19 protein-coding genes, 1 tRNA gene and 1 rRNA gene are annotated in these 19825 nt (G+C 55.2%); 9 read left to right on the top strand and 12 right to left on the bottom strand.

The window, feature by feature from the left end; all coding sequences use genetic code 11:
* Positions 1–83 precede the first annotated feature (83 nt).
* Positions 84–896 carry a protein-disulfide reductase DsbD domain-containing protein gene (locus NIG5292_RS07085; RefSeq protein ID WP_053084847.1) on the top strand — a complete coding sequence of 271 codons (813 nt, stop codon included), beginning with the start codon at positions 84–86 and terminating at the stop codon, positions 894–896.
* Here the strand turns inward: NIG5292_RS07085 and NIG5292_RS07080 are convergent.
* The 4 genes from NIG5292_RS07080 to NIG5292_RS07065 form a co-directional block, all read right to left on the bottom strand.
* A complete protein-coding gene (locus NIG5292_RS07080) occupies positions 893–4291 on the bottom strand; it encodes an efflux RND transporter permease subunit (RefSeq protein WP_048598831.1) in 3399 nt (1132 codons plus the stop codon). The genes NIG5292_RS07085 and NIG5292_RS07080 overlap by 4 nt on opposite strands.
* The gene (locus NIG5292_RS07075) at positions 4291–5742 is read right to left on the bottom strand and encodes an efflux RND transporter periplasmic adaptor subunit (protein ID WP_048598830.1); all 1452 of its coding nucleotides are present in this window, start codon (positions 5740–5742) and stop codon (positions 4291–4293) included. The genes NIG5292_RS07080 and NIG5292_RS07075 overlap by 1 nt, the downstream gene beginning before the upstream one ends.
* A 104-nt stretch (positions 5743–5846) precedes the next feature.
* Positions 5847–6398, bottom strand: coding sequence for a molybdenum cofactor biosynthesis protein B (gene moaB, locus NIG5292_RS07070; protein ID WP_048598829.1), 552 nt, complete (start codon positions 6396–6398; stop codon positions 5847–5849).
* Entirely contained in the window at positions 6395–7162 is a 768-nt protein-coding gene (locus tag NIG5292_RS07065) for a uracil-DNA glycosylase (RefSeq protein ID WP_048598828.1), read from the bottom strand. Before NIG5292_RS07065 ends, moaB begins: the two co-directional genes overlap by 4 nt.
* 101 nt (positions 7163–7263) lie before the next feature.
* On the opposite strand from NIG5292_RS07065, the gene NIG5292_RS07060 reads away from it, so the two are divergent.
* Genes NIG5292_RS07060 through plsY form a run of 4 tightly spaced genes read left to right on the top strand, consistent with a single transcriptional unit; the run spans position 7264 to position 10622 of the window.
* Positions 7264–8214 carry an aspartate carbamoyltransferase catalytic subunit gene (locus NIG5292_RS07060; protein WP_048598827.1) on the top strand — a complete coding sequence of 317 codons (951 nt, stop codon included), beginning with the start codon at positions 7264–7266 and terminating at the stop codon, positions 8212–8214.
* Positions 8211–8762, top strand: a complete 552-nt coding sequence (locus tag NIG5292_RS07055) for a hypothetical protein (protein ID WP_048598826.1) — start codon at positions 8211–8213, stop codon at positions 8760–8762. Before NIG5292_RS07060 ends, NIG5292_RS07055 begins: the two co-directional genes overlap by 4 nt.
* A gap of 7 nt (positions 8763–8769) precedes the next feature.
* On the top strand, positions 8770–10035 hold the full coding sequence (gene pyrC, locus NIG5292_RS07050; protein ID WP_048598825.1) for a dihydroorotase: 1266 nt from the start codon (positions 8770–8772) through the stop codon (positions 10033–10035).
* Positions 10032–10622, top strand: a complete 591-nt coding sequence (gene plsY / locus NIG5292_RS07045) for a glycerol-3-phosphate 1-O-acyltransferase PlsY (protein ID WP_048598824.1) — start codon at positions 10032–10034, stop codon at positions 10620–10622. Before pyrC ends, plsY begins: the two co-directional genes overlap by 4 nt.
* Here the strand turns inward: plsY and NIG5292_RS07040 are convergent, their stop codons facing one another.
* The 3 genes from NIG5292_RS07040 to NIG5292_RS07030 all read right to left on the bottom strand — a co-directional run bounded on the left by NIG5292_RS07040 (position 10623) and on the right by NIG5292_RS07030 (position 13306).
* Positions 10623–11993, bottom strand: a complete 1371-nt coding sequence (locus tag NIG5292_RS07040) for a glutamate--cysteine ligase (protein ID WP_048598823.1) — start codon at positions 11991–11993, stop codon at positions 10623–10625.
* A 72-nt stretch (positions 11994–12065) separates the two neighbouring features.
* Complete coding sequence (locus NIG5292_RS07035; protein ID WP_048598822.1) at positions 12066–12587, bottom strand: hypothetical protein; 522 nt, start codon at positions 12585–12587, stop codon at positions 12066–12068.
* Positions 12584–13306: a 16S rRNA (uracil(1498)-N(3))-methyltransferase gene (locus tag NIG5292_RS07030; protein WP_048598821.1), complete on the bottom strand. Its 723-nt coding sequence runs from the start codon at positions 13304–13306 to the stop codon at positions 12584–12586. Before NIG5292_RS07030 ends, NIG5292_RS07035 begins: the two co-directional genes overlap by 4 nt.
* A gap of 12 nt (positions 13307–13318) precedes the next feature.
* Between NIG5292_RS07030 and ubiA the strand changes: the two genes are divergently transcribed.
* The 3 genes from ubiA (at position 13319) to NIG5292_RS07015 (ending at position 16537) form a co-directional block, all read left to right on the top strand.
* Positions 13319–14272 carry a 4-hydroxybenzoate octaprenyltransferase gene (gene ubiA, locus NIG5292_RS07025; protein WP_048598820.1) on the top strand — a complete coding sequence of 318 codons (954 nt, stop codon included), beginning with the start codon at positions 13319–13321 and terminating at the stop codon, positions 14270–14272.
* Positions 14273–14333: 61 nt separating this feature from the next.
* Positions 14334–16208 (top strand): OmpA family protein, encoded by a 1875-nt coding sequence (locus tag NIG5292_RS07020; RefSeq protein ID WP_053084846.1) that lies wholly within the window; start codon positions 14334–14336, stop codon positions 16206–16208.
* Positions 16208–16537 carry a hypothetical protein gene (locus tag NIG5292_RS07015; RefSeq protein WP_048598819.1) on the top strand — a complete coding sequence of 110 codons (330 nt, stop codon included), beginning with the start codon at positions 16208–16210 and terminating at the stop codon, positions 16535–16537. The genes NIG5292_RS07020 and NIG5292_RS07015 overlap by 1 nt, the downstream gene beginning before the upstream one ends.
* 4 nt (positions 16538–16541) lie before the next feature.
* Here the strand turns inward: NIG5292_RS07015 and NIG5292_RS07010 are convergent, their stop codons facing one another.
* From NIG5292_RS07010 to pgsA, 3 genes are read right to left on the bottom strand one after another with little or no spacing between them, the layout of a single operon-like run.
* Complete coding sequence (locus tag NIG5292_RS07010) at positions 16542–16976, bottom strand: molybdenum cofactor biosynthesis protein MoaE (RefSeq protein ID WP_048598818.1); 435 nt, start codon at positions 16974–16976, stop codon at positions 16542–16544.
* A 5-nt stretch (positions 16977–16981) separates the two neighbouring features.
* Positions 16982–17227 carry a molybdopterin converting factor subunit 1 gene (gene moaD / locus NIG5292_RS07005; RefSeq protein WP_048598817.1) on the bottom strand — a complete coding sequence of 82 codons (246 nt, stop codon included), beginning with the start codon at positions 17225–17227 and terminating at the stop codon, positions 16982–16984.
* Positions 17224–17889 carry a CDP-diacylglycerol--glycerol-3-phosphate 3-phosphatidyltransferase gene (gene pgsA, locus NIG5292_RS07000; RefSeq protein ID WP_048598816.1) on the bottom strand — a complete coding sequence of 222 codons (666 nt, stop codon included), beginning with the start codon at positions 17887–17889 and terminating at the stop codon, positions 17224–17226. Before pgsA ends, moaD begins: the two co-directional genes overlap by 4 nt.
* A 158-nt stretch (positions 17890–18047) precedes the next feature.
* Here pgsA and NIG5292_RS06995 point away from each other — a divergent pair, with 158 nt between their 5' ends.
* Complete coding sequence (locus NIG5292_RS06995) at positions 18048–18980, top strand: LysR family transcriptional regulator (protein WP_267884462.1); 933 nt, start codon at positions 18048–18050, stop codon at positions 18978–18980.
* A 264-nt stretch (positions 18981–19244) separates the two neighbouring features.
* Here the strand turns inward: NIG5292_RS06995 and NIG5292_RS06990 are convergent.
* A tRNA-Met gene (locus tag NIG5292_RS06990) sits at positions 19245–19321 on the bottom strand.
* Between the two features lie 332 nt (positions 19322–19653).
* A 5S ribosomal RNA gene (gene rrf, locus NIG5292_RS06985) occupies positions 19654–19768 on the bottom strand.
* Positions 19769–19825 lie beyond the last annotated feature (57 nt).

The following is a 19825-nucleotide window of genomic DNA, read 5'->3' as shown; positions in this document are numbered from 1 at the left end:
CATCGGCAAGCGCGCATCACTGACATATCCTTGTCGTGAACGTGATTTCCAAAACGCGGCAAGCTGCGTATGTAGTGGATGCTATGACGAAGGCCCTGACAAAATACGCAGCCACATTTGTGGCCACCCTTTTTGGGTGCACAGCCGCGATCGCCTCAGATGCTGCAAGCGATGCGGCCTCTATTGATGTGCTCGGCGGGTGGCGTGAGGCCGACGGCACGCATATGGCGGCACTGCGGATCACCCTGGCGGATGGATGGCACACATATTGGCGCAGTCCGGGCGACGCAGGTGTACCGCCTGCGTTTCATTGGGGCGGCACGCGCAACGTTGATGCTGTGAAATTTCACTGGCCCGTCCCTGATGTGCATGTTCAAAACGGGATGCGCACTTTGGGCTACACTGATCAAGTGGTTATCCCGATTACTGTAAGTCCGAAAAACGATGGCAGTATGCGGATCAAGGGCAAGGCAGAAATCGGTGTGTGCAAAGATATCTGTATCCCCACAACACTGCGGTTTGATGGGCGGCTACCCGAAGTTGGCGCGCTTGATGGGCAGATCGCCGCCGCACTTCTTGAGCAACCCCTAAGCGCGCGTGAGGCGGGCGCCAAACGGCCCGTCTGCACCATCACGCCTGCAGACGACGGCGTTGTTTTAACGGCATCTGTTACATTGCCCAAACAAGGCCTCGGCGAAATAAGCGTGCTTGAGGTGGCCAATCCAAATGTGTGGGTATCGGAGGCCGAAACTATCCGGACTGGCAGTACAATTTCGGCAACTGCAACGCTGCTTGAGGCGAATGGCAAACCCTTCAGCATAGACCGAAGCGGCGTCATTATGACTGTTTTAGCCGGTGGTCAGGCTGTGGAAATCAAAGGATGCACAGGCGGTTAAGCGCCACTGACCTTTTTGCTGGGGCGCATAGTGAACATGATCGCTGTCGCCACAAAGACCAGCACACCCGCACCCAAAACAATTCCCGCAAACCAACCGAGCGCGGCCACCGCGCTTGCCGCACTACCCCACGCCAAATTTCCAGTCGCCATGACCGAACCAAGTGTTGCCGCAAAGCCCAACGCAACCATCAGACCAAGCGCCAAAACTGGTAGCACAACACCGCGCGCACGTGCCCCGAAACGCCCCCGCGCACTGACGGCGCGTCTTGCTGCTTCTGACAAACGGCGCACGTCCATTTGCATCGCGATTAATGACGGCACGATTAACAAAACAAGCGCCATCCCAACGCCTAGACCGTAGACAAGCGTGATCACGGTTGGCTTCAAGAACTGTGCTTGGCTTGAAGTTTCATAAAGCAGCGGCATCAGGCCCAACACGGTTGTCAACGTGGTCAACAATACAGGCCGTAAGCGGTCGCACACCCCGTCAATGATTGCCGGTCCAAGGCCTCGATCTTTGGCATAGTCATCAACGGTTGTGACAAGAACGATTGAATCGTTGATCACAATCCCGATCATCCCGATCAACCCGACAACTGTGAACATCGACAACGGAACCCCCCACTGCCAATGGCCATAGATTGTTCCGATCAAGCCAAACGGAATAATGGCCATAACAACAACGGGCCGCGTCCAGCTGCCAAAGACCCACGCAAGGGCCAAAAAGATGCCAAGAAGTGATAGCATCAACCCTAGGCGCGCATCGTTCAAAAACGTGTCTTCGTCCTCAGATGCACCAGAAAACTCGTAAGACACGCGCAGGTCCGCTTCAATTTTGGGAAGGATTACTTCGCGAATAGTATCAAGAATTTCATTGGCACGGGCGGCATCATCTTGGTTCAGCTCACCGGTAACAGACACCAATGCCACACCGTTTTCACGGTTCACCGTACGGAATCCCGTGCGCCGCTCAACCTCAACGATATCAGCAAGCGGTACGTATTGCCCCGTAGCCGAGCGAACCAACATCTGGCTCAGAAAGTCTTGGGTCAAAGCGGCTTCGGGCAACTCTACACGGATCGTCGCACTGCGCGCACCAACCGGATAAGTAGCCGCCTCAATGCCATTTAGACGAGCACGCAGATCACGGCCAAGCCCGTCGATGGTAAAGCCCAAAGCCTGCCCTTTTGCCGTCAACTCAAGGATCAGCTCCTCTTTGTCATAAGGCAGATCATCTTCTACAGCGCTTACTTCAGGGAACTGAACAAGCTGTTCTTTGAGGGCGTCGCTTGCGTCTTTCAGTGTCTGCGCATCAGCGCCATAAAACTGAACGTCAATCGCATCGCCACCACCCGGGCCGCTGCCCCAACTGCGAAAACTAATTGCCTCAAGCTGTGGGTGGCGTGCAGCGCGGTCCTGCAAATCAGACACAAAATCGCGGCTTGAATAGCCGACCCGCAGGTCCGCATCGATAAGCTCAATACTCACGCCGCCTAATTGATCTTTCTCTTTTGTCTCAGAACCTGAAATGGCCCGCCCTGCGTTTCCGCCAATTTCGCCCAAAACGTAATCAACAGGATTTGCCCCGATACGGGCTTCAACTTCTGCGCCCAACTCATCAATCGCCTTTTGCATCAACCGCATTTGCGCCAGCGTATCAGCCCGCACAGCACTATCCACCATCGCGAAATTACCCGTGACCGAACCACGTTCAGGCGCGTTGAAGAAACGCCACTGCACATCGCCCTTGATAAACAACACAGAGGACAACGCCAGCATCACAAGTGCGCCTGCAAAAACGGGGTAACGTGCTTTGATCACACCCGCAATGAACGGGCGGAACAGGGTCTCGCGGAACCAATCAAACCCGCGGTTCACAGTCCGACTTGGCAAATCGTACCAACGCAATTTGTCCCCATGCGCCAGCGCACCCGCCATGTGGTGCGGCAAAATCAAGAAGCACTCAACTAAAGAAGCAATCAAAACAGCAATCACCGTAAAGGGAATATCGCTGATCAAATCACCAAATCGCCCGCCAATCGCCACAAGGCCAAAGAATGCGATGACAGTCGTCACAGTGGCGCTGAACACAGGAGACGCCATTCGGCGGGCTGCATTTTCGGCCGCAACGACCGGGGTCTCACCAAGCCGTCGCGCTCTGAAATCAGCGTGCTCACCCACAACGATCGCATCATCAACGACGATACCAAGCGTAATGATAAGCGCGAACAGGCTGATCATATTAATTGTCAAACCAGCCGCATACATGATGGCAATCGCCGAAAGCATGGCCACTGGAATGCCCGCAGCAACCCAAAACGCAGTACGGGCGTTCAGGAACAAAAATAGCAGCAACACCACAAGGCCCAATCCCGTAAGGCCATTTTCAATCAAGATATTGAGGCGGCCACTGATAGCCTCGGCGCGGGTACGGATCAACTCAACGCTAACCCCCGCAGGTAGATTGAGCGACATTTCATCGGCCACGCTTTGGACCTGTTCTTGGATGTTAATCGCATCCCCTTGATCCGAGCGATCCACACGAATGGAAAGCGCAGGTGCATCACCTACGAAGTAGGCACGCTCGCGGTCAATGCCCTCAACGCGGACCTGCGCTACATCACCAATCGTCAGCGCAGTGCCCCCCACATCAGAACGCAAAACAATCGCTGCAATCGCGCGCGCATCACGTTTCGCAACACCCGTTCGCACACGCGCCGTAGCGCCCACATCACCTGCAGGGTCAGCCGTGACCTCAGCACCAATGGCTTGGGCGATGTCGGCCATGGTCACATCGAAACGGATCAAATCCGTTTGGTTCACCTCAACAACCGTGTTGGGAGCCGCAACACCGCGAATGGTAGCGCGCGTCACCCCTTTAGCAAAAAGGCGGTTCACAAATTCATCAGCCAACAGCCCAAGCTGCTCAACACCAATGGGTCCAGTGATTACAACATCCGTAACGCGGTCGCGCCACGTACCGCGCCGCACACGCGGATCATCGGCGTCTTCGGGCAACGTGCTGATCGCATCAACAACACCCTGCACATCATCCGCCGCACGCGACATGTCCCAGCCGGGCTCAAAATCCAACGTGACGGACGCACTGCCCTCGCGAGAGACCGCGCGTGAACTTTGCACACCCTCAACGCCCAACAACGCAGGCTCAACCACCTGTACGATTGCCGCATCGACGTCTTCGGCGCCCGCACCTTGCCAGCCCACCGAAACCGTAACGTTGTCGACAACAACATCAGGGAAAAACTGCGCACGCATTTTAGGCAGCGACGCCGCCCCCAACACAAGCATAACGACCAACAACAAATTCGCGGCCGTTTTGTGCCGCGTAAAATACGACAGGACCCCGCCTGTGGATACACCAATATCGCGCATCAGCTGCCCATCCGTGCTTCAATCCGCTCAACCACGCGGGCAGGAACCACGTCCTGATTGAGTTGGGCCAAAACTCTGTCTTTAGCTGCCTTGGGCATGCGCGTATTGGCATTGATAAATGCAACAAGCTTGGCGCGTCGTTCCGGCGTCAGCGCAACGGTTTGCGGCTCTTCCACAACGGCATCAGCGCGCAGCGGACGGACTTTGATACCCGCGCCCAGAACCGGAGACCGCGCAGTCACGACCTCGCGGCCTTCCATATTACGTGCGCGGACCAATACGAAATCGCCCTGACGACGAAGAACCTGAGCCTGCACTACTTCCAAGCGCTCATCCTCACCCAGCACAAGCAGCTCACCACTGGCATTCACCGCCGCAGCGGGCAGGCTGACAACCCAGTTCAACGCGGGCTCTGCAATACTAACGCTGACGAAATCACCCGGGCGCATCCCGCGTGGGTCATTGAGGCGCGCAAATACCAATCGGCCCGTTTGCCCTTCACCAACGCTTGCACCTTCGCGAGCAATCACGCCGCTGCTTTTCATATCGGTGCCCAGAACGTCGAGCGTGACGGTGACCGGCGCTTGCGTCAAAGCGCCAGCATCATCCAAAAGCCGTGCATATTGGGTCGTGGACAGACGAAAAGCTACCTCCAGTTGTGCAGGATCAACAAGCTGCGCAAGCGCTGCCCCCTGTGCGGCACGCGTACCTTCCACCACAGCCACGTCCGCCAAGGTGCCATCAAATTTTGCGCGGATCTGCGTGTCTGCTAGACGACGCTCTGCCTCCATGCGCGAAATATCCAGTCGCTCAATTTGCGCATCGGCACGGTCCACACGTGCCTGCGCCTGCTGCACCGCTTGTCTGCGGGTCAAGATAGCTTGATCAGCCGCAGCTACCGCTAATTCAGCAGCCTCAACAGCCGCATCTGTGCCGACACCGCGATCCTTTAGGTCCTGCTGCCGCACAAGCGCGCGGCTGCGCAAATCGCGCTGTGCAGTCACGCCAGCCAGATCATCTTTTGCCAAAAGCAAAGCCGCTGTTGCCTCGCGCTGTTCGGCAAGCGCATCAGATACGTCCGCTTTGACACGCGCCAACGCAGTTTGCGCTTCAAACGGGTCGATGCGTACCAACAACTCACCCTCTGAAACACGACCGCCTTCCGTAAAGTTAGGTGAAACTTCAATAACGGGACCTGCGACGGCGGCGCGCAAATCAAGGGTGCGGCGGCTCTCGATCTGACCAAACACAGTCATTTCTGGCACAACTGTTGTCGGCTCAAATGGAACAACATTTACTGTAAATGTCCGCTCGCGTGCTGGTCTGGCGAACGGCGTTTGTGCCGCTTTTTCGCGCACAGCGCTCACCACCGAGTAGCCAGCAAAGCTTACCAAGCCTGCCGTCAACGCCAACATCACCATGCCCATGAGGCTACGCAACAAGAATCGCATCGCATTATCCTAATTGTCTACGGATAGACTTAGGCCCTTTTGGCATTTTACCAAATCTTTAACGAACCAGAGCCGCGTTTCCGTCGGTCATCTGCACAAAAACTTCACTTCCGGCGCTTGTGTTCATCAAGGCGCGGCATGATTTCTACAAAATTACACGGCCGGTGGCGGTAATCGAGTTGTTTGACCAAAATCTCGTCCCACGCGTCTTTGCACGCGCCAGTGCTGCCCGGGAGTGCGAACAAATACGTCCCGTTCGCAACGCCGCCAGTCGCCCTAGATTGCACCGCGCTGGTGCCGATCTTTGCCATGCTCACGTGGGTAAAAACTGTGCCGAACGCATCGATCTCTTTTTCGTAAACGTCCCTGTGTGCCTCAACGGTGACATCCCGCCCAGTCAGGCCCGTGCCCCCCGTTGAGATAATCACGTCAACGGCCTCATCATCACACCAAGCGCGCAGGATATTCGCGATCTCCGTCCGATCATCTTTCACGATGCTACGTGCGGCCAATTGGTGACCTGCCGCTTCGAGACGCGCGACAAGCGTATCGCCGGAGCGGTCATCGTCAGACGTGCGCGTATCACTGACCGTGAGCACGGCAATGCGCACCACTATGAATTCGCGCGTTTCATCAATTCGACTGGCTGAACTCATGGGCCATTTCCCTTCAGGCGCGCGCGCACATCAAGCAGGTCAGCCCACGCCTCGCGCTTTACGGCGGGGTTACGAAGCAAATATGCTGGATGGAACATCGGCATCAACGGCAATCCTGCTGCCTCGGCCCATGTGCCGCGCAAGCGGGTCACGCCTTTGCGATCAAGCAGGGCCTGACAACTGATGTTGCCCATCGCGATCAAAACTTTTGGAGCCGCCAGCGCGATATGACGCATAAGGAAAGGCTGCATCATCGCAATCTCAAGCGACTTTGGATCACGATTAGACGGGGGCCGCCACGGGATAACGTTTGTGATGTAGACGTCTTTTGTGCGCGAAACGTCAATCGCGCCCAACATCCGGTCAAGCATGGCACCAGCAGCACCAATGAAAGGCTTGCCTGCAATGTCCTCTTCGCGGCCCGGTGCTTCGCCCACAACCATCAACGGCGCGCCCACAATGCCGTCACTGAACACCAAATTTTGCGCGCCTTTTTTCAGATCACAATGCTCAAAGCCCGCCATTGCGGCTTTCAACTCATCCAGATTAGACGCGGCCTGTGCGGCTTTTTGCGCCTCGGCGACGACATCTAATTTCGGGGTAATAACAGGTGCTGCGTGCTTAACCCCTTTTGCAGCTAATTTGGGCGCTTCTGCAGGCACGTCATAGCGGTTGATCGGCGCGTCACTGATGCATTCATCAGCACCCAACTCCACCTGCCACTCCAGCGCGGCAAGGCCGCTGTGCCAATCCAATGATTCCATGCGGCTAAACTTATGCGCAGCCCTTGAGATGGTAAACACCTTGCCGCGCTTTGGATGGGCTCATATAAGGCGCTGAACATCATGTTGAGGGGACTTAAGACATGGGATGGCGCGCCAAACATCTGCTTGGAATCGAACAACTCGCCCCTGATGAGATTACGACCCTTCTTGATCTGGCGGACCAATATGTTGCGCTAAACCGCCAGCCTCACAAGCATTCCGATGTGTTGGCGGGTCTGACGCAGATCAATATGTTCTTCGAGAATTCGACGCGGACCCAAGCAAGCTTTGAGTTGGCAGGCAAACGTCTCGGCGCGGATGTGATGAACATGGCCATGCAGGCCAGCTCGATCAAAAAGGGCGAAACGCTGATTGATACGGCGATGACCCTGAACGCAATGCACCCCGATTTGCTGGTGGTGCGCCACCCTCATTCCGGCGCGGTTGATCTGTTATCGCAAAAGGTAAATTGCGCAGTGCTAAACGCGGGCGATGGACGCCATGAACACCCCACGCAGGCGCTTCTGGATGCCTTGACCATTCGGCGGCGCAAGGGGCGGCTTCATCGTCTCAACATCGCAATTTGTGGCGATATCGCTCACAGCCGTGTGGCGCGCTCAAACATTATGTTGTTGGGCAAGATGGAAAACCGCATTCGCCTGATTGCACCGCCCACGTTGATGCCCGCAGAGATTGACCACTTTGGCGTAGAGGTGTTCGACAACATGGAAGAAGGCCTTAAAGACGTTGATGTTGTGATGATGCTGCGCCTTCAGCGCGAGCGGATGGACGGTGGCTTTATCCCGTCGGAACGTGAGTATTATCACCGCTATGGTCTGGATCAGGCAAAACTGGATAACGCGGCAAGCGACGCAATTGTCATGCACCCAGGCCCAATGAACCGAGGTGTTGAGATCGACGGCGAACTTGCCGATGACATCAACCGTTCGGTCATCCAGGAGCAAGTCGAAATGGGCGTCGCTGTGCGGATGGCCGCGATGGAATTGCTTGTCCAAGCCAGCCGCGAAACAGCCCAAGGGGTTGCAACATGAGCTGGCTCAAACACGTTGACGCCGACGAAGCCGGCATCGTGCGGCTCTATGAGGTCGCTCTCCCTGCGGCTGACGCGAAAGCCCTAACGGCATATGACGTACAGCAGGCCCTTAACGCCCCCGAACTAGATACAGATTTTGTCGAAATCTTTAGCGTCAATGACCTCGAAGACATCGGCCTGCGCGGCTATATGGAAACCGGCCTTGGCATAGCATCGCGTGATATCGACCCCTACGCAGAACGAATTGTGGATGTAGACGGCTATGTCGTCGTGGTTCTGTCCAAGGCATTCGCAGGGCAAATGACATCACTCGCCCACAAACACCCGCTGCGACCAATTGGTGCTTTCAAAGAAGCAGGCGCGCAAACGCCCACCATCACCTTAGAAAGCGATGCGGCTGTCACCCCGCCAGAGGTGGATGACACCAGCCTCGGGGGTAAGCCGAAAAAGAAGAAAAGTGACGCGGCGATGAGCGGCATGATCGCCACCTACGCATTGCTGACGATGTTTGCCCTTGTTGGCCTTATGATCTGGATCGCAGGATAAAGACGAAATGACCACGACCTATATCAACGCCCGCCTGATCAACCCCGCAACGCGCACCGATGCTCTCGGCGGCCTCACGGTAGCCAACGGACAAATCACAGCGATCGATGGCCCGCAGGTTGGGACTATTGTCGATCTGGACGGGGCATGCCTTGCACCAGGTATCGTTGATATTGGCGTGAAAATTTGTGAGCCAGGAGAGCGCCACAAAGAGAGTTATGCTTCTGCGGGCGCTGCGGCAGCGGCAGGTGGGGTCACCACAATTGTAACGCGCCCAGACACAGACCCCGCCATTGATACACCCGAAGTGTTAGAGTTCATCGCAAAGCGCGCAGAAAAAGACAGCCCCGTCAAAGTGCACCCGATGGCCGCCCTAACAAAGGGACGCGCAGGCAGCGAAATGGTTGAGATCGGTTTTCTGCAAGACGCAGGCGCAGTAGCGTTCACAGATTGCGATCACGTCATCACCAACACCAAAGTCTATCAACGCGCATTGACCTACGCACGATCACTTGGCGCACTGGTCATCGGCCACGTGCAAGAGCCAACCCTGAGCAAAGGCGCCTGTGCGACAAGCGGCAAATTCGCATCGTTGCGGGGGCTGCCGGCTGTCTCACCTATGGCCGAGCGTATGGGCCTTGATCGTGATATCGCGCTGGTCGAAATGACCGGTGCGAAATATCACGCCGATCAGATTACCACTGCACGTGCGATCCCACCCCTAAAACGCGCCAAGGCGAATGGTCTGGATGTGACGGCAGGTGTTAGCATCCATCACTTAACGCTGAACGAACTGGACGTCGCCAACTACCGCACGTTCTTTAAGATCAAGCCTCCTCTACGTTGCGAAGATGACCGCATTGCGATGATTGAGGCGCTTGCGGATGGAACTATCGACATCATCCATTCCATGCACACCCCCCAAGATGAGGAAAGCAAGCGCCTGCCATTTGAGGAAGCCGCGAGCGGTGCGGTTGCTCTTGAGACCCTGTTTCCTGCAGCGCTTAGGGTCGTCAATTCTGGGATGATCGATCTACCGACGCTCTGGGCTGCCCTGTCACTAAACCCCGCAAACCGGTTAGGCCTTGCGCAAGGTCGCCTTGAAGTTGGTGCCCCTGCCGATCTGGTGGTGTTTGATCCCAGCGCACCGTTCATTATGGATCGCTTCAAACTGAAATCGAAATCCAAGAACACGCCATTCGACGGACAACGCATGGAAGGTCGGATCATCGCAACACTTGTTGAAGGTGAACTGGTCCACGGCACCCTATGACAATTATCACCCTCCTTCTTGCCGCACTTGCAGGCTATCTCTTTGGCGCAATTCCGTTTGGTATTGTGATGGCCAAAGTGTTCGGGCTTGGTGATTTACGGGCAATCGGGTCCGGTAACATTGGTGCGACAAATGTTTTGCGCACCGGAAACAAACTTGCTGCCTTTCTGACCCTGATCCTTGATGCAGGCAAAGCGGGCATTGCTGTCTTACTTGCCGGTGCTCTTTTCGGAGAACTCGCAGGACTGGTGGCGGGACTGGCCGCATTTGTCGGTCATTGCTATCCAGTATGGCTGGGCTTCAAAGGCGGTAAAGGCGTCGCCACTTTCTTTGGCCTAATTTTCGCCGCTTGCTGGCCTGTTGGATTGGCTGCTGGCGCCACTTGGCTCGTCATTGCCGCACTCAGCAGATATTCGTCCCTGTCGGCATTGATCGCCAGCGCGCTTGCGCCGGTCTATGCAGCCGCACTGGGAGGAACACTCATGGTGCCCTTCCTGATCATCTTGGCTCTACTTATCTTTTGGCGGCACACCGAAAACATTCAGCGCCTGTTGAAAGGCACCGAAGGTAAAATCGGTAGCAAGTAATCAGTAGCTGTATTCGCCGTAGATGCGAGACAGATCACCACCCCATTCACCGTTATAGCGCGCAAGCAATTCATCCGCTGGCGTCATGCCTGTTTCAAGCGTCTCATGCAATGCGTTCAGGAAGTGCGTCTCATCAGGAACCATGCCACCTGCGCCCGCTTTGCCGCGCGCCTTCAGGCCAGCTTCGGCAATGGCAACCAGCTCACGCGCCAGATCAGCCATAACGATACCGTCAACCTTAGCCTGCAACCCGTCTACCGATGCGGCCACGCGAAGCGCTTCACGTTGTTCAGCGCTCCAGCCTTTGCAAAGATCCCACGCCGCATCCAGCGCGTTTTGATCGTAACAAATACCAACCCAAAACGCAGGAAGCGCACAAAGTCTGCGCCATGGGCCACCATCCGCTCCACGCATTTCCAAGAACTGCTTGATCCGCGCCTCGGGGAAAATTGTTGTGAGGTGATCGGCCCAGTCAGACAGCGTCGGCTTTTCACCAGGGAGCGCAGGCAGCTGCCCCTTAAGAAAATCACGGAACGACATTCCCAAGGCGTCCACGTACTTTCCGTCGCGGTAGACAAAATACATTGGCACATCGAGCGCATATTGCACCCAAGCCTCAAACCCGAACCCTTGCTCAAACACAAACGGAAGCGTGCCTGTGCGCGCATCATCCAGATTGCGCCAAATACGGCTCCGCCAAGATTTATGACCGTTTGGCTTACCTTCAAAGAACGGTGAATTTGCGAAAAGGGCCGTGGCAACAGGTTGAAGAGCCAAGGCGACGCGCAGCTTTTGCACCATGTCCGCCTCGGAACCAAAGTCGAGGTTCACCTGAACAGTGCAGGTCCGGTACATCATTTGTTTGCCGTGCGTCCCAACGCGGTCCATGTAATCCGTCATCAGTTTATAGCGGCCTTTGGGCATGACGGGCATTTGCGCGCCGCTCCATTCAGGGGCTGCACCGAGGCCAATAAACTTAACGCCAATTTCATCCGCGATCGCGCGCACTTCCGCGAGGTGGGTGTTCACTTCATCACAAGTTTGGTGAATATTTTCCAGTGGTGCGCCAGACAACTCAAGCTGGCCACCCGGTTCAAGACTGACGTTTGCACCGTCTTTTTCAAGGCCAATGATGTTGCCCGCCTCAACCACCGGAGACCATCCAAAGCGCCTTTGAAGCCCTTCTAGGACTGCCTTGATCGACCGCTCGCCCTCATAGGGCAAAGGCAGATGGCTATCCTGGCAATATCCAAATTTCTCATGCTCCGTCCCAATGCGCCAAGCATCCTTCGGCTTGCAGCCTTTCTCCAAAAGCGCCGCAAGATCATCGTGGTGTTCGATTGGGCCGCCGCCGCTTTGTGGAATAGACATACGCGAAGTCTCCGCTGGAGTGGATCAAGGTATAATGTGCGTGGCCTCGCCAGACGCGCTTGTCAATGGGCGTTACTGCACAGCCGTGTGCGCACGGGCATCTTTGGACTGCCAGATCAAGACCATCGGCACATCCTCGGCCATAGCGCGGCGCGCCGCATCAAGATCAACCCCGTCGAGGGACGCAAGCGCATCATATAAAGTCTCTGCTTTCGCGGCACTGTTGGGCACGGTCAGCGACGGCGCGCCGCGCGCATCGAATTGCCAGTGCAAAACACCGCGGTGCTTGTGGATCATAACGCGGATCAACTCATTGATAGAAACGACGCCGCCTCCGTCAGGTCCAAAATATGCGATCTGCCTTTCGGTGACCTCGACAACGCCTGCGCCACCACGGCCAAACGGAAAACGTGCACGCTGCACGCCTTGTACGATCACCGCAGCACCAACAATCATCAGAAGGCCGCCTGCCCAAGGCGTTAAACCGAAAGAAGTCACCGCCACGTAAAGCCCAAACAACACAAGACCTAAGCCCATAAGAACTTCACGCCATTTCACCAGAAAAGCTGCAACCTCGGGGCGGATAAAATTCATGTCCAATCCCCTTTGCTTTGCTGCCACAGCGTCAGCGCGGCAACAGCAGCCGTATCTGCGCGCAACACGCGAGGCCCAAGCGATAAAGTCTGCACGAAAGGTAGCCCAAGCAAGCGGGCCCGTTCTTCGGGTGAAAAGCCCCCCTCCGGCCCAATCAAGATAGCAGCGGGTGCAGAAGCAAGACTTGATAGGCCAGCCGTTGCGCGCCCCACCAGTGTTTCATCGCAAAAGATCAGCTGTCGCGCCGGATCCCATCCGTCCAGAACCGCGCTTAACTTTTGCAAAGAGGCCACGGTGGGCACATAAGTTCCGCCGCATTGCTCGGCCGCTTCAACAGCATGCGCTTGCAACCGGTCTTGGCGAATCCGCTCTGCGTTGGTGAACTGGGTTTGAACGGGCAGAATTTGTGCGGCGCCCATCTCGGCTGCTTTTTCAACGATGAAATCCGTGCGCGCCTTTTTGATCGGGGCAAACATCAACCAAAGGTCAGCCGGCACGCTTTGTTCTTGGGTCTGCGCCACGCAGGTCAAAAGCCCACCACGCTTGGCGGCTTGCGTGATTTCTGCGTCCCATTCGCCTTTCACACCGTCAAAAACAGAAATCACCTGCCCCACTGCCAATCGCATCACACCAAATAAATAGTGCGCTTGTGATTGTTCCAAAGGAACCGTTTGATCCTGCCCCAGCGGGTGATCTACATATAAACGAACTTTCGCCATGGAGCGTACACTATGACTGACACACCCCAAGGCCAAGTAGCAGATGCCGTAAAAGACAATTGGGTCGACAGATTTGCACCGCGCGCGACACGCCCGTTTTTGCGGCTGGCCCGTGCGGATCGCCCGATCGGGACATGGCTTTTGCTGTTGCCGTGCTGGTGGGGCTTGGCCTTGGCAATCTTGTCTACGGGGCGCGCGTCACTGGCTGATCTGTGGATTGCGGCGGGATGCAGTGCGGGTGCGTGGCTGATGCGCGGCGCAGGTTGCACATGGAATGACATCACAGACCGTCACATCGACGCCTCCGTTGCGCGCACACGGTCGCGGCCACTTCCGTCAGGACAAGTGACAGTGAAGGCCGCGCTGATCTGGCTGGTCGTCCAGTGCCTTGTTGCTTTTGCCATTTTGCTCAGCTTCAACACCGCAGCGATTATATTAGGCATAGCGGCCCTGCTGCCCGTGGCGATCTACCCCTTTGCCAAACGGTTCACTTGGTGGCCGCAGGTATTCTTGGGGCTTGCCTTCAACTGGGGCGCCCTGCTGGCTTGGACGGCGCACACCGGCAGCTTGGGCTGGCCCGCGGTTCTACTTTATGTCGGCGGCATTTTCTGGACGCTTTTCTACGACACGATCTATGCCCACCAAGACACCGAAGACGACGCGTTGATCGGCGTGAAGTCAACCGCACGATTGTTCGGAGACAATAGCCCTAAATGGCTACGTGCCTTTTTGGTGTTAACCGTCGTCATTATTGGCGCAGCCTCCATGATGGTCACCGTACCATGCGGTAATGTTTTGGCTGTGGTCGTGGCTTTGGGTGGCGCATGGGCGCTTGGCTGGCATCTGGCGTGGCAACTTACGCGCTTTATACCAGATGACAGTGACCGCTTGATCATGCTGTTCCGCTCGAACCGGAACGCAGGCTTGCTCCCTGTGCTGTTTTTTGCCGTTGCTGCTTTGCTCTGATTGCGCCTGCTGACGGGGCATCGTAAAGGTTGGCATTCTCTAATACGGAACATGACGCATAATGACTGTGAACGCCCTGATTTCTACGATTGGTGCCCTTACTTTGGGTGCTGCAGGGGCGGTCCTAGCCTCGAATGCTGTGGTCCGATTGGTGGAAGACCGCTCTGCGCTTGCGGTTGATCAAGTGTTTTCAGAAGAGAGCGTCCCTTGGGCCAGTATCGAAACAGATGGGCTAAGTGTGATCTTGTCAGGCGAAGCCCCAGATGAAGCCGCACGTTTCAGGGCGCTTTCAGTTGCCAGCACCGCAGTGGATGCATCGCGCCTGATTGATAACTTTGTGATTGCGCAAGTTGATCAGACCCGCGCGCCGGATTTTTCCATTGAGCTACTCAAGAATGACGGTGGCCTATCGTTGATCGGGTTGATCCCCGCTGAAGTTGACCGTGATGATTTAGTCCGTGACATTGCGCGCACGGCACGCGGCGCAGAAGTCTCAGACCTGCTAGAGGTTGCTGACTATCCCGTGCCCAACGGCTGGGAGGACGCTACGCGCTTTGGCTTGGCGGCAATGCAAAACCTTGATCGCTCAAAAGTTTCAATCACCGCAGAGCGTGTCACGATTATCGCTGCAACCGACAGCCAAGAGGAAAAAGCCCGCGTTGAGGAAATTCTTGAGGGGGAGTTGCCCGCAGGGCTTGAACTGGACCTCAGCATAACCGCACCACGCCCCGTCATTTCGCCTTATACCCTGCGTTTCATTATTGACGCGCAAGGCACCGCGCAATTTGATGCCTGCGCTGCAGGAACCGAACAAGTACGCGGACAATTGGTTGGTGCAGCACGTAGTGCAGGGCTAACTGGTGATGTAGATTGCGTCTTGGGCCTTGGCATGCCGAGCCCGCGTTGGGGCCGTGCTGGTGCATCGGCAATCGCGGCAGTGTCCGAGATGGGCGGCGGCGGCATCACGATCTCCGACACAGACGTCACGCTCGAAAGCCCCGCCGGTTTTGATGAAGAAAAGTTCAACTCAATTGCATCTGATCTAGAAAACGAACTGCCCGAAGTGTTCGCGCTTCAAGCCATCTATGTGCCAGACCCCGCCGCGAACGACGCCACTGAGCAGCTGGAATTTCTGGCCACATTGTCGCCTGAAGGCCAAGTGCAACTGCGCGGAGCGGTCAGCAGCGAGTTCCTGAAATCATCTGTGGAAAGCCTCGCACTTGCGAAGTTTGGTGCCGACCGCGTTTACAACGCAACCAAGGTTGAAGCAGGTCTGCCAGATGGCTGGCCCTTGCGCGTTCTTACCGCAGTTGAAGCCTTGTCAGAGGTAAACAACGGCGCTGTGATTGTTCAGGGGGACGTTATCCAAGTACGCGGCAACACTGGTGATACGCGCAGCCGGTCCATCATCAGCCGCATTCTGGCCGATAAGCTTGATGGCGAAGGCACTTTCAAGATTGACGTGGACTATAAAGAAGAACTGGACCCGATCGCGTCTATCCCCACCCCCGAAGAATGCGTCGCGCAAATTGATGCGATCCTTGCGCAAACCAAAATTACGTTCGAGCCTGGCTCCAGCACAGTTGATGACGCAGGCCGCACCACGATTGACCGAATTGCCGAGGTGCTAAAGGCCTGTGTGAATGTTTCGGTTGAAATTGCAGGGCACACCGATAGCCAAGGTAGTGAAGAGCTGAATGCGCGCATCTCGCAAAGCCGCGCGGATGCTGTGCGCACATCTCTTGTGACCCGCCGCATTCCGCCGGAAAGATTGACAGCGGTTGGCTATGGCGAAGCAACACCGATTGCTGATAATGGAACCGAAGAAGGCCGTGAAGCAAACCGCCGCATTGAATTCACCCTTTCAGCAAACACCACCGATAAGGCCGAAGCGACTGAAGCTGAGCCCGCAACCGACGAGACAGGACAAGAGTAATGAACAGAACTGAGTTTATCGTGGCAATTGCGGCCATCCTGTTTGTTGCATTCATTCTGGGATGGTTCGCCCATTGGTTGATCAGCCGTTTCACCCGCGTGTCACAATCTGACGTCGGCGAGCTGGATAAGCTTGCGCAGTCTTTGCATGAAGCCGAAGAAACCCGCGACCAAGCAATAGCATATTTGCAACAGCGCGAAGCCGAAATGAGCAACCAGATGGCCCAAACCGAAGCTGAACTGCGGGCCGCAATGGATGGTTTGCGCGATGCACGGCACGAGGCTGAAGAATTGCGCGCCTATATCGAACGCGCCAACAAAGCAAAGTAGCGACCTACCAGCGTTTCAGCGCCTCTTCGTCTTTTACGGTACTCTCCACCCAGTTCTCACCAGTGGCCGTTGTTTCTTTTTTCCAAAACGGCGCGCGAGACTTCAGATAATCCATCAAAAACGTAGCAGCTTCAAAGGCTGCATCCCTATGACGACTGGCCGTGGCCACCATCATGATCGGCTCATCAGGCTGTAGCGATCCAAAGCGGTGGATCACGAGGACGTTGCTTAATTGCCAACGCGCCTCCGCCTCAGCCGCAATTTCGCGCAACGCTTTTTCGGTCATCGCCGGATAATGCTCGATCAGCATTTCCTCAAGCCCGCCCGCCACGTCGCGGACCAAACCCGTGAATGTGACAACAGCGCCTGCACCGTTCGGATCAAAACCATTCAGCTCAGCACCCGCATCAAAACGTTCCTGCTGCACACGAATGTCCATCGCCCTTAGCCGCCTGTCATGGGTGGGAAGAAGGCAACCTCGCGAACATCTTTCAGTGATGCGTCAAAATCAGACAACTCTTGATCAACCGCAACACGCAGCGCGCTGATATCTGCAAATGCCGCCTCATAACGGGCTTCACGTGCGCGCAACTCATCGACCAGCTCAGCTACTGTTGCAGCATCCGTCGTGATCTGCTCGTGAGGCAGGCCAATACGTTCACGAACCCATGCGAAATAAACAACATTCATTGCGGATCTCTCAGAAATGGTAGCGATTTACGGAAATAATCCCAGCCTGTGATCAACGTCAACAACGCCGCAACCCAAAGAAGAACCAAACCTACGGACCAGCTCAGGTGCCAGCCCATTTCTTTCCAGCGCAAACCAACAACATCTTCGATTTCCCCTGCCAAAATACCATCAACCATCTCAGACGTCATGCCCACAGTCTGTTCAATGAAGTAATGTTCAAACGCACCCTTCGAAAAGAGAACCGCAATAGCCAGCATCTGCGCGGTCGTCTTCCATTTCGCAAGCTTGGTAACCGCCAGGGTTTTGGCGTCATCACCCAAAAACTCACGCAAGCCACTTACAAACACTTCACGGAATATGATGACGCTCGCAGGTAAGAGCAGCCACGGGTCCATCCCAGAAAAGCCAACAATAATCAGCAGCGCAATTACCACCATCGCTTTGTCGGCAATCGGATCAAGCATCGCACCAAAGCGGCTCGTTTGGTTCCACAAGCGCGCAAGGTAGCCATCAAAAAAATCTGTCAGCGCGGCAAGGCCAAACAAAACCAGCGCAAACCAATCCGCCCAAGGCCGATTGAAATACAAGAACATTATGACGACGCCAAAGGCCGCAAATAGGCGCAAGACGGTCAGGATATTTGGCAAAGTCCAATTCATATCCTTGATCTAGCCTAGGATTCTCTGCGCCGCCACAGGTTCTTTTGCGACAAATCAAACAATTCCCGCCTGAATTATTACAAAGCCCCGTGTCCTCCCACAGACATCGGCGTCTGAACTAACGCGCCGTTTACTTTACTGGTTAAGTTTAGCAAAAGGTGTCACATATAAAAAACGCAATTATCGCATCTATAAATCGAGAAATTGGAACATTGAATATCCGTGCTCTCCGCCTTTTTGTTTACGTGATGGAAGAAGGCACCCTAGCGCGTGCCGCTGAGCGGATGAACCTCAGCCAATCCGCCGCAAGCCGTCAACTCTCCCTTTTGGAAGAGCAGTTTGATGTCGCTTTGTTTGGTCGCGATCAAAAACGCCTGATCGCGACACAGCAGGCCGAAGCCTTCTACCCCGAAGCACTCAGTTTGCTTGCGCAGATTGATGACCTTCCCGCTGTGTTCGAACAGATGAAGCAGAAGGTTCGTAGTCCCCTACGTATTGTTTCACAGACTAGGATCGCGAACGGCCTTGTACTTCCGGCTATCGCCGAATTTGCAAATCAATATCCGGATCAACCTGTAAAGCTGGAAATTATGCTACGACGAGATTTAGGTCGTCGGATTATGCATCAGCGTTTTGATGTTTGCGTTTCAGCTTTGCCATTTCCTGTGGAAAAACTCACTCCCCACCCGCTTGGGGCAACGACCCTGCGTATCGCGCTTGCGCATGATCATCCGCTGGCATCACGCGCGTCCCTCGGCCCGAAGGACCTGTGTGACGTTCCCTATGTTGCGCTCGATGACTCTACGGTACTGCGACGCCTGATTGACCAACAGGTCACGGGATTGCCTATACCTACCTATGAAGTTTCCGTGTGTAATGCGGCATATAGGCTGGTTCGTCAGGGGCTCGGCTTTACGTTTGCAGATACTGTATCGATGGATCCCGAACTGGCAAACGGTATCGTGTTAATCCCATGGGAACAGCAGTTGACAATAGAGTTTGGCTACGTCGTTGCCCAGCAAACAGCCACAGATCGATACGCACATGCTTTTGGTGAAATTCTGAAACAGCAGTTCATGGAGAAGCTGTAGCTTCGTATTGGTTTTAATCCCTAGTGACCATGTTGTTATTCTGGGCCTCCCCTCCCTACTGTCCCTTACGTCTTGCCCACTGTCGATCTTATTCTTAGAGGAGCTTTTGCGTGGTCTTGTGACTTATGCTCTGCTGGATCCAGCAGAGTTCACTCAAGATGGTCATCACATTGTACTTTATAGAGAATTGGCCGCGATCTTGGAGTTATCGGGACCTACAAACGACGAACCCCGCCGTATTACGGGCGGGGTGTCGGTTATCGTTGGTTGCGGGAGTAGGATTTGAACCTACGACCTTCAGGTTATGAGCCTGACGAGCTACCGGGCTGCTCCATCCCGCGCCAACTTGGTTTGTTTAGTTTGGGGTTGTGTTGTCTGCAAGGGCGGATTTGGGGTTTGGTTGATTTTGTTTAGGGGAGGTAGGTGAGGTCTGCTGCGTTGTGGTCCATGGCGTCAATTGGGACGGGCAGATTTCAGGGGGTGCGATTATGATGCGGCTCTCAGGATAGCCGGTTTCAGAGGGGGGCTATCTGTAGCTGCGGCGCAGCAGACCCCACGCCTCGCACCGCGCACTAAGATTTCAGGTGGTATAGACACAAAAAGGCCGCCACGAGCTGAGCTCGTAGCGGCCTAATGTATGATAATCGAATATAGAGTATTGGTTCTTTGTTAGGTTTGGCGATGACCTACTCTCCCACGCCTTAAGACGCAGTACCATCGGCGCAACAGTGCTTAACTGCCAGGTTCGGGATGGGGCTGGGTGTTTCACTTGCGCTATGATCACCAAACCAAAGAAAGAACCATTACAAACATTTTTAATCCAGATTTTCGTAACTTGTGTAGTT

The sequence above is a fragment of the Nereida ignava genome (assembly GCF_001049735.1).
GTDB classification, from domain to species: domain Bacteria; phylum Pseudomonadota; class Alphaproteobacteria; order Rhodobacterales; family Rhodobacteraceae; genus Nereida; species Nereida ignava.
The sequence above is the reverse complement of the archived record's forward strand: the minus strand, read 5'-3'. Positions and strand labels throughout refer to the sequence as shown.